We start from the raw sequence: 13,553 nt of genomic DNA, 5'->3' as shown, positions 1-13,553 counted from the left end.
CGTGCTCCGCTCTGATCAATAGGATAACAAACGTTCGCCGCATACGCTTTCGTTGTCCTGACTTTCATCGCTGATCGGCAGCCCTCGTTTCAGCCTGCAGGCACGAGCTGCGAAAACGCGGATGGCGATCCCGGATTGGCGAGTCCGCCGCGTTACAGCCCTTCCTTGCACACGTCGGCGCGCAACCCAACGCATGGCGAACCAAGCGCTGCGTTCGACCTGGCGCACCATCACTCGCACGCTATCACGAGGGCGCTTCATCTGAGGCGTACAGCGCTTTAGAATTTGTCGAGGCGATCTCCCCAACGACTTCGGGATCACGCATCGGCCCCCATTGCAGGGATGGGTCTCTGAGATGACGCAGAAAGCCGAAGCCCATTTGGCCGAGGACTCTCTCCTGAGCATTACGCCAGAACGCGATATTAGCTGCTGTTGCTGCGTCTTGTGCGATGATGGTGCTAAATTCACCACTCGGTTGCACGGTCAGATAGATGACGCCGCGGCTGGCGAGGAATCTGAGCTGGTCGTCTGTGAACAATGTCGTTTCATCGCAAAAGACGGGTTTGCTTCTCAACAGCAGTTTCGTCCAACCCAGCAACGTATGTTGGATGTGCGACGCGACGGCACTCATGGGGATCTCCAATGATGAAACGGGAACGCATCAAGTTCGATGCAACCTCTGCGCTATGACTGGGACCGAATGGTCGGATGGCTGTCATTGAGCCGTTGGCGGGGGGCTAACTTTCGCAACACGCTCATTGTGGTTGATCGTTCCGAAATGCTTCTCGACCAGGAAGCGCACGCGGGCGAATGCCTGCCTGGCTCCCTCGATGGCGCGCGCATCGTCGGCTGCCGTGAACGGTATCGCATCGATGGCCGCCGTAAAGCGGCGCCAATGAATGCCCCGCCCATCGATGTGAGCGGCGAGATGGCGGGCACCGAAGCTTTCCGACAGGCGCAGTTTTTCCGCCCCCTTTAGGAGGAAGGCCGCTCCGAGCTTCGAGCCCTCGGCGACATAGAGCCAGCCAACCGCATTCGGCACGGCGATCAAGTCGCCGGAATGCCGGATATCCGACAGCGTGCCACCTGTATCGACGATGTCCTGCCGGATCAGATCGAGGCGTCGCCGTTCGCTGAGATCCGCGATGAAGGTACTGATACCGGGATGGTTGTAGAGCGGATCGATCTCCTGGTGAAAATCGTGCTGAATCTTGAGGAATGTCGCATAGCGCGCACGACTGCCGAACGGATCGAGGCCCATGATGCGCTTGTCGAGCGCATCATGCTGGTTGTGCGTGGCGGCCTTCAACCGCTTGGCCAGACCCCGCGGTTCGTCGGTCTCCCGAGATGCTATGGCCGTCGTATTCATGCTTGGCTCCTTGCCCTTTTGTTCTGGGTGAAAATCCGTGGCTCCCTTGTCCGCCCTAATCTTCCCTGAAAGCTCGGGCGATCTGATCGCGGAGCGGCTTCATGAGATAGGACAACGCGGTTCGCTCGCCTGTCTGCACCTGCGCCTCGGCGGGCATTCCCGGAACGAGTTTCAACTGGCCCAGGCGCGCCAGTTCCTCGGGCGCGATCGTGATACGAATGACGTAGTAGGAAGCACCTGTGCGTTGGTCCTGCGTGACGTCCGCACCGACGCGCCTCACGGTGCCGTTCAGTTCCGGTGTCGTGCGCAGATTGAAGGCGGTCAAGCGCAGGACGGCGGGTTGGCCCAGCTGGACATCGTGAATGTCTTGCGGGTTGATATGTGCCTCAAGCGCAAGGCTGTCTTCATCCGGGACGATTTCCATGGCCGTCTCGCCGGGCGAGATGACGGCGCCGAGGGTATGGACGGAGAGATTGTGAACCACGCCATCTTGCGGCGCGATCATATCGATGCGGCGGAGTTGATCCTCAGCGGCGATTTTGCGTTCGGAGAATTCACCGATCTGGGCCTGCGTGTCGCGCAGATCGCTGGCGACTTCCGTCTTCAGGTCTTGGTCGATCTGAAGACTCTGCAGCCGAGCTTCGTCGACGGCGCCGGCCGCCAGCGCTTGGCCGGCAACGACTTGCCCCCGATAGGCGTCGAGTGTCGCTTTGTCGCGCTCCAATTCGTTCAGTCGCTGGACGGACGTAATCCCCTTCGCCAGAAGGTCGCGCAGGTTCACGATCTCCCGCTGGCGAACTTCGATGCCCTGCTCGAACGCCAACTGCTGGGCTTTGAGTCCGGCGATCTGGTTTTGGTACTCCTTGATGCGCTCAGCCAGTTGCGCCTTCTTGCTGATCCGTGTGTCACGTCGGGACTGAAACAGGTGTTGCTCACCCTGCATCGCGCGCGTGACTTCCGGTTCGTTCACATGCGCAAGGAGCGCCGGCGGAAAGGTGATTGCGTCCTTGTCGTCGCGTTCGGCCTCGAGCCGGGCTTCGCGGGCGGTCAGTTCATTGAGGCGCTTAGTGACGATTGCAAGGTTGGCTTTGACCTGCGTTGCATCGAGACGGATGAGAACGCCACCCGCCTTGACCCGCTGTCCTTCATGGACGAGCAGCTCACCGACCACGCCGCCGGTCGGGTGCTGGATCGTTTTCACATAAGATTCGACCACGAAGGTGCCGTTGGCAACGACCGCGCCGGCCAGTTCGGTTGCGGTGGCCCAGCCACCGACGCAGGCGATGAACGCAAGCACGCCCAGAATTCCGAGGGCAAGATGGACTCTCACGGAGCGCACCACTGCAACGGCATCAGTGTTTGACATCGCCTTCGTCCATCGAGGCCGCCGATGCCTCCTCGGAGCCCACCACGACCCGAAGCTGTCCAAGGGGATTCATTCTAGTCTGCTCGCTGGCAGAGCTTTTCGGCACGGATGCGCCAAGTGTCGGCCGCAGCATTCTTGACAATATCTGGTCGCGCGGCCCGAAGGCTTTCGAGCGGCCGTTCTCCATCATGAGCACGAGATCGACTACGCCGAGCACGCTCGGCCGGTGCGCTACAACGATCACTATGCCGTTTCGCTCGCGCACCGCCGCGATCGCCTGAATGACGGTCCCCTCTCCTTCCGCGTCGAGATTGGCGTTGGGCTCGTCGAGAACCACGAGGAAAGGATCCCCGTATAGCGCTCTGGCTAGGCCGATGCGCTGCCGCTGTCCTGCGGAAAGGGCCGAGCCACCTTCCCCGACTACGGTGTCGTACCCATTCTCGAAACGGAGAATGAGATCGTGAACCCCGGCTGCCTTCGCAGCTTTCACGATGTCTTCGGGGGCGGCATTGGGATCGAGCCGCGCAATATTCTCGGCGATCGTTCCCTGGAACAGTTCGACGTCCTGGGGCAGATAGCCGATATGGCGGCCGAGAGCTTCATTGTCCCATTGATCGAGCGAGGCGCCGTCAAGGCGGACCTTGCCGCGAGCCGGATACCAGGCGTTCACGAGCGCGCGCGTCAGCGTCGATTTGCCACTTCTGCTCGGGCCTATGATGCCAAGCGCGCTGCCGGCGCGTATGCCAAAATTCACGTCGATAACGGTCGGGTGGTTCTGCCCGGGCGGGATGATCGCCACGCCTTCCGCAGTCATGGCTGCTTTCGGCTTGGGCAGCGCTGTGATCTTGTCCGCCGGCGCGACCAGAGCCAGGAGTTCGCTCAGGCGCGCCCAAGTCTGCCGGGCCATGAGGAAGGAGCGCCAGGTGGCAACGGCCAGATCGATGGGCGCGAGAGCACGGCCCATGATGACCGAGCTGGCGACCATGACGCCGCCCGTGGCGCTTTGTTGAATGACGAGATAGGCGCCGACGGCCAAGATCGTCGATTGGACCACGATCCGGAACATGCGGGCGGTGCTGCCAAGCGCATTGCTAACGTCCCCCGCTCTGCGGTTGGCACGAAGGTAGTCTGCATTAGCCGACGCCCAACGATCGGCCGTTCTGGGGCCGAGTCCCAAGGCCCGGATGATTTCCGCGTTGCGGCGGTAGCCCTCCAGGAGGGTGCTGCGCTGCATGCCATAGCCGACGGTGTCGAGAACAGGCTTGGCTGAAAGCCTGTGAGTGAGGGTGGTCAGAGCCACCAGAATGATGGCCCCCACCAGCGCGGTTAGGCCAATCCACAGATGTACGGCGAAGCAGACCGCAAGGTAGAGCGGCGCCCAGGGCAGATCGAAGAAGGCGGAGGGGCCCTGTCCGGAGAGAAAGCTACGGATATTGTCGAGGTCGCGCAGCGCCTGGAGACCATCGCCCGGCATGCGCCTCTCCAGCGGAAGCCGAATGATCGCTTCATGGACACGGCCGGAAAGCTGATGGTCGAACAATTCACCGGCGCGCAGCAATACGCGAGATCGAACAATTTCGAGAAGCAATTGAAAAGCGTAGGCGATCACCGCCAGCACTGCAAAACCGACCAGCGTCGGGATGCTGCGACTTGCTAGCACGCGGTCGTAAACCTGCAGCATGAACAGGGGCGCGGTCAGGCCGAGGATGTTGATGACCCCGCTGACCAGCGCCAAGGCAACGGCGCCTTGTTTAAAAAGGGAAACAGCCGCCGCAGCCAACGGCTGCGGCGGTGTCCGCTTCTTGTATCGTCCTGCTTCGGCGACCATCAGACGAAGGCGAAATCGGACGCGGACAGGCTCGACACACCATCGACCGTGATCGTGCTGTGCAGACTCGAATTGGTCGGGTCGACGTAGGTGACGGTATTCCCGGCGACGCTCACATGGCTGTCGCTGATGAACTGGCTGTAGTTGCTCCAGCCATAACCCTTGAAGTCGATGAGATCGTTACCGTGGACGAAGTCAGAGATCGTGTCGTTGCCAAAACCGTGTGTGGAATCGTAGAGGCTATGATCCCACTTGAACGTGTCGAAATCCGAGCTGCCCCCGTTTCCGGTGAGGGTGTCGTTTCCGTAGAAGCTGTAGAGGGTGTCATCGCCGGAGGTGCCGTGCTGGTTTGTCCCGGCATCGCCGAGATAGGTGTAGAAGTAGCTCGGGGCCTGCTTGATGATCCCATAGATCGAGTAATCGAACGAATTGGGGCCGGCATCGACATTGGCGTGATGGTAGTCGATAGTCAGCTCGGTATTGGCGAGCGAGGCGTTGCCGGTGGAGGAGTTGACCGACAGGCCTGTGCCGAAGGTCAGGGTGTCGGCGGTTCCGGTCAAATTGCCTCCAGAGTAGCTGGTGAAATTACCACTCAGGATCTCCGCGTGCGCCGAGGAGGTCCCGCCGCCGTGATACCACTGGTCATACGGCGTGCTCGCCGGGTTGAAGATGCCATACGGATTGGATGTGCTCTCCCCGATCACGCCGTCGAGATAGCCCTTCAGGTCGGAACTGGCGGAAGTCAAATAGATGTCGAGCGCGGACATGTTATTGCTCCTTGTTTGGCCCAAGCCATTGCGGGCGGTTCATCTGCGATGAACCGATGCTTTCCGGCGATGCCGCCGGAAAATCAGAATTTCATATTCAGCGAAACCGTTGCCGTCCGCCCCGGACCGGGATAGGTGTCAAACCCGAGGGCCGGGATGTAGGCGACATCGGTGATGTTGTTGACGGCGAAGCGCAGCGTCGCGGAATCGTTGATCGCGTAGGACCCGTAAAGGTCGAACAGCGTATAGGCGCCCGTGTTGTACTCGCCCTGCAATCCGTAGCCGCCGATATTGCGGTCGGCTTTTCCGAAATGGGAGACCCTTCCACCGATCGTCAGCTTGCGGTCGAACAGTCGCACGCCGCCGTCGAGGACGAGCTTCTCCTTCGGCGGTACGAAGATGACCAGGCTTCCTGTTGTTTGCGAGGTGCCGTTATAGCTATAGGCGGAGGCGTATTTGGCATCGATGTAGCTGAATGAGCCGCCAAGATAGTAGTTGCCGGCGTCATAGTTTGCCTCAAGCTCGATGCCGTTCATTCGCGTTGGCCCGTCGAGATTGATATAGGCATTGTAGGATTGCGTAATAGCTGAGCCCGGCGCGAAGGCAATCTGTCCGAGCGCGATGTAGTCATTCACATCGCGGTGGAAGCCGACGACCTTGGCGCGAAAGGTATCGCCGGCCTGAATGATGCCGTCATAGGAGAAGTTGGCGCCGACCTCATAAGTATTTGCCCTTTCCGGCACCAGCCCGGGATTCGGCGCATACAGAACATTCGTAAACCCGCCCCCCGGATGGGTGCCGCCGGTGAAGGTTTCCATAACCGATGGTGGCCTGGAGGTCTGCGAATACTTCGTGAACAGTTCAACACCATCGATCGGCTTGATCGCGATCTTGGCTGTCGGCAGCCATGCGCCGCCCGACTTATCGACATCGATGTTGTAGGGTGCGCTCGTGGTTTCCGTGTGGGGATAGACAGTCCAGATCCTGCACCCACCGCCCCGCGACGGCGGGTAGTACAGGCCGCAGACACCCGGAACCTCGACGGTCTGGACCCCGAAAACTGTCGTCGAGCCATCGGAATGGTAGTGGTCGTAACGCAAGCCACCCGAAAGCGTCAGCCAGTCTGTGGCGTCGTAGGTTGCATTGCCAAAGCCGCTGATGACGTCGCGGCGCCCCGAGGGCGTGAGGCCTTTGAACCACCATGCTTCATTTGGATCCCTATCGACGCCCGGCCCTCGGGCCATGGTGTCGCCGAGATCACGCCAGGCTTCGAGACCGTAGTTCAACGCAAGCTTTCCCAGCGGCAGAACGAACCGGCTGGTGTTCTCCAGACTGCTGCCCCAGGACGACATTTTGTAATCGTTATCCGTAGCGGGTACCAATGCTGACTGTTGGGGAACCTTGCTTCTGTCGTCGGTTCGATTGAACCACAGCCGCGCCTTCAGATCGATCAGATCACTGTCGGGCTTCCAGCCGAACGCCGCGGCGACGGTGTCGTTCGTGACATGGTTGTCGTCGGGCACATTACGGCTGGCGCCCTGCTTGAACCGCGTATCGTAGTGCAGCCAACTGATGTCGAGACCGGTGTCTTCGGTCGGTTTCATCTGTGTCTTCAACAGGCCGGACCAGCTCTCCGAACCCATAAAGAGAAGCGGCCCGTCGACCCCGAGTGAGCCCACCGGCAGCTTACCATTCTTGCCGATGTCGTATTCGCCGAGGTTCTTGTACCCGAACCCGCCGAGAATGGAGAAGCTGTCAGAAACCTTTGCCGCGACCGCGGCCGATCCGTTGAAATGATACGCATTGGTGCCGGTCGTGGCGTCGACAAATCCGCCGACCTGTTTTCCGGGGGAGATGAGGTCTTCGGCGCCTATCGTGCGGAAATTCACCGAGCCTCCCAGCATCGCAGCTCCACCCACCGTCGATGTGCCGCTTTTCTCGACGTCGATCTCGCGAAGGAACGATGGTTCGACATACATGTAGCCGGTCGAACCATGGCCGTTGCGCTGGAAGTCCTGACGCGCGCCGTCGATCATCATCGCGACCCGTCCTTGGTCCTGCAGGCCGCGGATGTTGACGTTGATGCCTTGGTTCTGGGCGTTGTCGCCTGAAACAAGAACACCCGGCACGCCCGACAGTGAGTCACGGGTGTTCCGTGCGGGCTGATACTGGATCGCCTCACGCGAGACGACACTTATGCTGTCCGGCGTCTGGTAGACCCAATCGGGCGTGCCCTGAAATCCGGAGCCAGAGGATGCATTGCGACCGCCTTGGCCAGCAACGTTGATCGTATCGAGAATTAAGGAGCCGTCCGCGCGCGGCACAGCTCCGGCATCCGACACGTTGGAGGATGGTCGGCCGCTGATCACAGCAGTTCCTTGCGCGCTGATACGGTAGCTGATCCCCGTCCCACGCAGAAGCGCAGCCAACGCCTGCTGAGGAGTGAAGCTACCAATGACAGCGTTCGAACGCACGCCTTGCGACGCTTCGGCGGGGAACGAGACCTGAAGCCCGGACTGACGACCGAACTGATTGAGCGCGCTCGTCAGCGGCTGAGCAGCAATGTTGAATTGACGCGCAGCCGAAGCGTTTGAACCTTGCTCTTGCACGATTTGCGATAACGCGCTCTGCGGATAGAGCGCTGCGACCGCTGACAGCGCGCAGATCGCGGCACCTTGCAACAAACAGATCGAGACGCGCCCCAACGTCCCGTCGGTAGTTGTTCTAATTCTTGATACGCCCCCAATATACATCGAGTCTCTTACCTCTACCTGCCATGGTGCACGCCTCTGCTTTGGCATGCGCTTCCGACCGTAAAGACGAAGAGCTCCGCGAGATTCTCGCGGCAGAATCATTTTTTTGAAGAATCGCGATTTCTTCTATCGAAGCCGATTACAAACGCGACACGATCCGCAAGAACGGCGTGACCGATCGGACCTTGCCGCCGAAAGGCTCGACGAGCCCGGCGAGCGCACGATCGGGATTGCGCAGGTCGAAGAGACCACTCACTTTGAGGTTGGCCAAGCCTCTATCGGGGATCAGGATGGAGGCGGTGGAATAGCGCTGGATCAGCTCGATCGCGGATCCGACGCTTGCATTGGCGAGAAAGATCTTTCCTTCACGCCAGGACCCTATGTCCTCAAGCGGAACCGATTCGACGCTGATCTTACCTGTCGCGCGATCGACAACAAACATTTGGCCGGGCTTGAGAATCTCGGGCGACGCGCTCTCTGTGGCCCGGGAGGCTTCGATCGAGCCGCGGAGAAGAGCAACTTTCGTGCTCGTTGATGATACCTGAACATCGAAAGCGGTGCCGTGCACCTTCACTTCAGCGCCTTGCACATCAACGATCAACGGTCGTGTGGTGTCGGTCACGACGTCGAAGAAAGCTTCGCCGGCCAGGAGCGTGACACGCCTTTGCTCCGTTCCGATGTCCGTTTTGATTGCACTGCTTCCGCCGAGATCGATGACGGAGCCGTCGGCGATTTGCACGCGCTCGACCTGGCCGGCCGCGGTGCGGTAGTCCGCACGCATCGCTATCAGAATTCCAGGAATTGAGATCCACAGCACGCATGCGGCGGCAAGCGCACAAACAACAATTGCAATTCGCCGATGATAGGACTTGCGGGCCACGGGGGCTCGCGCAGTAGGGCTCGATATGGGCGCGTGTGCCGGGGTTGGTGTCGAGAGGGGGGCGACCTCGCCCCAGACCTTTTGATTGTGGGCTGGTTTGACCGTGCCTAGAATAGTCCATGTCCTGGTGACGCGCTCCCACGCGACGCGGTGTTCGTCGCAGGCCGCAAGCCAAGCGTTGAATTCCTCAAAAACGGTAGAGCCCTGATGGGCGTCCTCCAATTTCAGAATCCAGCCGGTTGCTTCCTCAAGCAGCTCGCGATCCGCCTTCCCGTTCGTAGCCACCGTCCGAATGTTCCTCTCTCGGTGTTTTTTGCAGATGTCCATGACCGAGCCATCGCCGTGGCTTGGACGAAATTGCCGCCTTCGAACGGTTCTTTACAGAACTATTTCGGAGATCGCGAGGGCGCCTGGCCGTCGGTGTCCTGTTCCAGGCGGATGGTAATCGTCGCGACCGCCGTGTGGACCAGGCGGTAACTGGTGGGGACGGAGAGTCCAAGATACGTAGCAGCTTGTTCGACCGAGTATCCACCAAGCCGATGCATTTTCGAGGGCTATGCTTCTTTGTCGGGCAGTTTGGTGATCTGATCCATGGCTCGGCGTCCGTTCTCGCAGAAGCGAACGGTCCTCCTCTGGTGTGCGCACACGGGCTGAGGGCCGGCCCAAGCCAGCGCGTTCTGCCCTTTCCGCTGCTTCTCCAGCCTTCATGGAACAGAAAGGCCGTTGGGCGGGCTCTCGGCGTCCTGTCATCCGTCGCAGGGACGAATTGATAATAGAGGCTTCCTGAACCAGATCTTCAGCGCCGTCTCGTGACCTCAGCAAGTGGGACGCGTAGTCGACGAGAACCGAGCGGCGAAATGGACAGAGCGAAACGCGGGTCTGGTCCCTCCGAACTCGAACGAGACCTCGAACCGGCTCGCGGCGGGCTCCACTTGGCTCCGCCCATCTCATATAGTTGTGCGGGTCCTACGGAGGGATCCCTCCTGTGGCGTTTGCCAAGTACATCAGCCCACCATCTGGGCTATGATCCCCGTGATCAGTGGATGCCCATCGCACTGCATTACGGCAAGGAAACCACACATTCCTGCGTAAACGCAGACGTTCATAGGAGTTCTAGAGTTATAGGTCGCGGTGGCTCGCTCGCCGGGCCACGTCGCACATAAGTCTCGAACATCGACGCCCATCGATGCGCGAAGGCTGACGTTCGACTCCCTTACGAGAACATTGCATCGTTAAATCGTTAACAAGTCTATTCGATCTCAATGTGGCCCAACTTTGTATGGCTTCTAAAACGGTCGCGCTTTCCTGTCGCGCGTTGATTACATCGGTTCTAACTTTAAGCTGTTGCTTGAGCGGATGCGCCATCATTATCCTGATGTCGGGCCAACGGTCTTGAAACGCTCCGACATCCGTAGGCGCCAGTGAATGATAGTTTATCGAAGGCGTGCGGCGTTGGACGGCTTTTCATGAGAGAAAAATGAACAGACCATCGCTTGCTGAATGCGAGCTGCGCGAGCTTGTTCCCGGCGGGCGTGCAGCATCGCCCATGAAGGTTAGCGTTATCGCTTGCCGATTACTTCGAGCAAACGGATTCATTCGGACGAAGTGATGGCATGAGCGGCTTTCGGGAATATTCGCGTTGGGCAGCCAGCGCTGCGACCGTGCTCGTGTTGCTCGGTTTCACTTTTGTTGCGCGGGCTGCCGATGCTGACCGCATCGTCGCGCTGGGCGGAGCGGTCACCGAAATTCTCTACGCGCTCGGACAACAGGGCAAAATTGTCGGCGTTGATGCGACGAGCCTCTATCCCCCTCAAGCGCTGAAGGATAAGCCGAGCGTCGGCTATTTCCGCTCGGTTTCGGCGGAAGGCATCCTATCGGAGCGCCCTACTCGCGTGTTGATGGTCGAGGGCTCCGGACCCGCCGCTGCATTGCAAGCGGTGGCCCAAGCGGGCATTCCCATCAACCGCGTGCCGGATGCGCCAACAGCCGAGGGCGTTATCGCCAAGATTATCGCGGTAGGTGAAGCGGCTGGGGTATCTGAGGAGGCGAGGCAACTCGCCAGTCAGGTGAAAGCGCGTTTCGCTGAACTCGCGCGATTTCGCGAAAAGATTGACGCCTCAAGGCGGGTTCTGTTCGTTATCGCGCTGCAGAACGGCCGACCGCTCGTGGGCGGCAGGGGAACGGCCGGCGATGCCATCGTTACACTTGCCGGGGGTGCAAACGTTGCCGAGTTCGACGGCTATAAGCCCATGGCGGACGAGGCCATTGTCAATGCCGCGCCCGATGCGATCCTGATGATGGACCGCCCTGGCGGTCCGACGGGCGAGGACGTCTTGTCGCTTCCCGCGTTCGCCCTTACTCCGGCTGGAAAAGCGCGCGCGCTGATCGTGATGGACGGGCTCTATCTTCTCGGCTTCGGGCCGCGCACACCGGATGCGGCCCGCGACCTTATGCAGGCGCTGTATCCGAACCTGAATCTCCCGCGCTTGACGGCGAAGGAGAGCGGCGGACGATGACCGCAATCGAGGCTGACGTGGCGTCGCTCGCAAGACTGGTTTCGCGCTATCGCCGCCGCGTGGCGCTCGCAACCGGCCTGGGCGTCTGCCTTTGCACGGCTCTCGCCCTCATTGCTCTCGGCGAAGGTGCAGTTTCAATTCCGCCCCAACAGGTCGCAGCAATTCTATGGGAGTTCGTTCTTGGCTGGACAAGCTCCCCTCAGGATCGCGAGACGCTGGTCGTGACCGGCATTCGGCTGCCACGCGTCCTGCTGGGATTAGAAATCGGTGCAGCGCTCGCCGTTTCCGGCGCGCTGATGCAGGGATTGTTCCGCAATCCCCTCGCCGATCCCGGGCTTATCGGCGTTTCCTCGGGCGCGGCCTTTGCGGCTGCAGTAACACTCGTGCTCGGCGATCGGTTTCTTGGCGATACGGTTGGCAAATTGCCGTTTGCCATTCTTCCCGCCAGCGCCTTTTGCGGCGGTGTTGCCGCCACGCTCGTGATCTACACCATCGCAACAAGGCAGGGCCGCACCTCAATGGCAACGATGCTGCTTGCCGGTTTAGCGCTCGGTGCCTTGGCGGGTGCGGCAACCGGTCTCCTCAGTTATGTCTCGGACGACAAGCAGCTGCGCGATCTGACGTTCTGGTCACTCGGAAACCTCAATGGTGGAACCTGGAGCAAGCTCGGCGCTGTCTCATTCATCACTCTGCCCCTGTTGTGCGCAGCGCCCTTTCTGGGTCGCGGCCTCAACGCCCTCTCCTTCGGCGAGGCAGAGGCCTTTCATCTCGGTTTTCGCGTCGAGTGGATAAAGGCGGCAACAATATTCCTGGTCGCGTTGGCGGTTGGAGCGAGTGTAGCAAGCGCCGGCCTGATCGGTTTCATCGGCATCGTCGCGCCGCATATCGTCCGCCTCGCTGTGGGAGCCGACCATCGCGTGCTCTTACCCCTCTCAGCACTGTTTGGCGCGGCGCTGCTTGTCGGCGCCGATACGCTTGCGCGCACGCTCCTCGCACCGGCCGAACTTCCCGTCGGGATTCTGACGGCCCTTCTCGGCGCGCCCTTCTTCCTATGGCTTCTGCTCCGAAGAGCTAACGGGAGCTTCGTAGCATGACGAGTATCGTCAAAGCGAACGAGGTTTCCTTCGCGGCACACGGACGCCTGCTTGTTGACCGTGCGACGCTCATCCTTGAGCCCTGCCGTCTCACCGTGGTCATCGGCCCCAATGGCGCGGGAAAGTCGACCCTACTCAAACTGCTCACCGGCGAACTCTCGCCGTCCCGGGGTGACGTTCTCTACGGTAGTCAAACGATCAAGCATCTGCCGCCGTGGCGACTTGCGTGCAAGCGTGTGGTCATGGCACAGAGCGCGAGCCTTGCGTTTCCCTTTCGCGTGCATGAAGTCGCGCGGTTTGGACTGACCAGCATCGGCCATGCCTTGCCGGGTGCCGAGGCTAAGGAAATCGTCGCGGCGAGCCTTGCGGACACTGGAACCCTGCATCTTGCCGACAGGGATTTCCAGACGCTGTCGGGCGGTGAACAGCAGCGCGTTCGATTCGCGCGCGTGCTGTGCCAGTTGCGCGCGGGACATACGATAGAGAAGGCTCAGGCGTTGTTCCTTGACGAGCCGATCGCCAGCCTCGATCTCGAACATCAACTGGCGCTGATGGATCAGGCGCGCGCCATTGCCAATGACGGCGCCGCGGTCCTCGCGATTCTGCATGATCTCAACGTCGCGGCCAGCTTTGCCGACAACCTCATTGTGATGTCGGCCGGTGGCATCATCGCGCAGGGGCCGCCTTCGGCGGTCATCACTGACGACCTCGTCGTCGAGGTCTTTCGTGTTCATCTGCGCGTCGGGACAGCGCCAACTCCTAATGTACCCTTTGTCCTTCCGCAGCACCACGTGTGCAAGCAGCATGAAGCGCGCTCTCGGTTCAGATCAACGTAGCCACCTCATCACCTCAACGCGCCGACTAAGGATTTGTGACATCACGCAAGAACGAGAAACGAATCGGAAGGAATTCTGGTGTGACTGATACGAGGAGCGACGATACCATAATCCATCGCTGCGATAAGCGCGCGCTGATCGATG

General features: G+C 60.3%; 10 protein-coding genes and 1 pseudogene. 3 read left to right on the top strand and 8 right to left on the bottom strand.

Features of this window, described 5'->3' with window-relative positions; all coding sequences use genetic code 11:
* Positions 1 to 244: 244 nt before the first annotated feature.
* The 8 genes and pseudogenes from F758_RS0131485 to F758_RS47165 form a co-directional block, all read right to left on the bottom strand.
* Positions 245 to 631, bottom strand: a complete 387-nt coding sequence (locus F758_RS0131485; RefSeq protein WP_024511629.1) for a hypothetical protein — start codon at positions 629 to 631, stop codon at positions 245 to 247.
* Between the two features lie 84 nt (positions 632 to 715).
* Positions 716 to 1,369 carry a biliverdin-producing heme oxygenase gene (locus F758_RS44865; protein ID WP_024511628.1) on the bottom strand — a complete coding sequence of 218 codons (654 nt, stop codon included), beginning with the start codon at positions 1,367 to 1,369 and terminating at the stop codon, positions 716 to 718.
* A gap of 55 nt (positions 1,370 to 1,424) precedes the next feature.
* Complete coding sequence (locus F758_RS0131475; RefSeq protein ID WP_024511627.1) at positions 1,425 to 2,735, bottom strand: HlyD family type I secretion periplasmic adaptor subunit; 1,311 nt, start codon at positions 2,733 to 2,735, stop codon at positions 1,425 to 1,427.
* On the bottom strand, positions 2,722 to 4,563 hold the full coding sequence (locus F758_RS0131470) for a type I secretion system permease/ATPase (RefSeq protein WP_024511626.1): 1,842 nt from the start codon (positions 4,561 to 4,563) through the stop codon (positions 2,722 to 2,724). The genes F758_RS0131475 and F758_RS0131470 overlap by 14 nt, the downstream gene beginning before the upstream one ends.
* Positions 4,563 to 5,330 carry a calcium-binding protein gene (locus F758_RS0131465; RefSeq protein WP_024511625.1) on the bottom strand — a complete coding sequence of 256 codons (768 nt, stop codon included), beginning with the start codon at positions 5,328 to 5,330 and terminating at the stop codon, positions 4,563 to 4,565. Before F758_RS0131465 ends, F758_RS0131470 begins: the two co-directional genes overlap by 1 nt.
* A gap of 83 nt (positions 5,331 to 5,413) precedes the next feature.
* Entirely contained in the window at positions 5,414 to 7,699 is a 2,286-nt protein-coding gene (locus F758_RS0131460; protein WP_245286635.1) for a TonB-dependent hemoglobin/transferrin/lactoferrin family receptor, read from the bottom strand.
* A 3-nt stretch (positions 7,700 to 7,702) separates the two neighbouring features.
* Positions 7,703 to 8,083: pseudogene (locus F758_RS53450) on the bottom strand (STN domain-containing protein); the annotation flags it as partial.
* A 139-nt stretch (positions 8,084 to 8,222) separates the two neighbouring features.
* On the bottom strand, positions 8,223 to 9,290 hold the full coding sequence (locus F758_RS47165) for a FecR family protein (protein WP_024511623.1): 1,068 nt from the start codon (positions 9,288 to 9,290) through the stop codon (positions 8,223 to 8,225).
* A gap of 1,286 nt (positions 9,291 to 10,576) precedes the next feature.
* On the opposite strand from F758_RS47165, the gene F758_RS0131450 reads away from it, so the two are divergent.
* The 3 genes from F758_RS0131450 to F758_RS0131440 are packed head-to-tail and all read left to right on the top strand — an operon-like array spanning position 10,577 to position 13,409.
* On the top strand, positions 10,577 to 11,479 hold the full coding sequence (locus F758_RS0131450) for a heme/hemin ABC transporter substrate-binding protein (RefSeq protein WP_024511622.1): 903 nt from the start codon (positions 10,577 to 10,579) through the stop codon (positions 11,477 to 11,479).
* Entirely contained in the window at positions 11,476 to 12,573 is a 1,098-nt protein-coding gene (locus F758_RS0131445; protein ID WP_024511621.1) for a FecCD family ABC transporter permease, read from the top strand. The genes F758_RS0131450 and F758_RS0131445 overlap by 4 nt, the downstream gene beginning before the upstream one ends.
* Complete coding sequence (locus F758_RS0131440; protein ID WP_024511620.1) at positions 12,570 to 13,409, top strand: heme ABC transporter ATP-binding protein; 840 nt, start codon at positions 12,570 to 12,572, stop codon at positions 13,407 to 13,409. The genes F758_RS0131445 and F758_RS0131440 overlap by 4 nt, the downstream gene beginning before the upstream one ends.
* Positions 13,410 to 13,553: the final 144 nt, after the last annotated feature.

The organism is Bradyrhizobium sp. ARR65 (assembly GCF_000472385.1).
Taxonomy (GTDB): domain Bacteria; phylum Pseudomonadota; class Alphaproteobacteria; order Rhizobiales; family Xanthobacteraceae; genus Bradyrhizobium.
This window is presented reverse-complemented; position numbering and strand designations above follow the sequence as displayed.

What these genes read in the sequence shown, in the direction of transcription:
- F758_RS0131445 (WP_024511621.1), top strand. Translation starts at nt 11,476, where the DNA reads ATGACCGCAATCGAGGCTGACGTGGCGTCGCTCGCAAGACTGGTTTCG.
- F758_RS44865 (WP_024511628.1), bottom strand. Translation starts at nt 1,369, where the DNA reads ATGAATACGACGGCCATAGCATCTCGGGAGACCGACGAACCGCGGGGT.
- F758_RS0131485 (WP_024511629.1), bottom strand. Translation starts at nt 631, where the DNA reads ATGAGTGCCGTCGCGTCGCACATCCAACATACGTTGCTGGGTTGGACG.
- F758_RS0131470 (WP_024511626.1), bottom strand. Translation starts at nt 4,563, where the DNA reads ATGGTCGCCGAAGCAGGACGATACAAGAAGCGGACACCGCCGCAGCCG.
- F758_RS0131465 (WP_024511625.1), bottom strand. Translation starts at nt 5,330, where the DNA reads ATGTCCGCGCTCGACATCTATTTGACTTCCGCCAGTTCCGACCTGAAG.
- F758_RS47165 (WP_024511623.1), bottom strand. Translation starts at nt 9,290, where the DNA reads ATGGACATCTGCAAAAAACACCGAGAGAGGAACATTCGGACGGTGGCT.
- F758_RS0131440 (WP_024511620.1), top strand. Translation starts at nt 12,570, where the DNA reads ATGACGAGTATCGTCAAAGCGAACGAGGTTTCCTTCGCGGCACACGGA.
- F758_RS0131450 (WP_024511622.1), top strand. Translation starts at nt 10,577, where the DNA reads ATGAGCGGCTTTCGGGAATATTCGCGTTGGGCAGCCAGCGCTGCGACC.
- F758_RS0131475 (WP_024511627.1), bottom strand. Translation starts at nt 2,735, where the DNA reads ATGTCAAACACTGATGCCGTTGCAGTGGTGCGCTCCGTGAGAGTCCAT.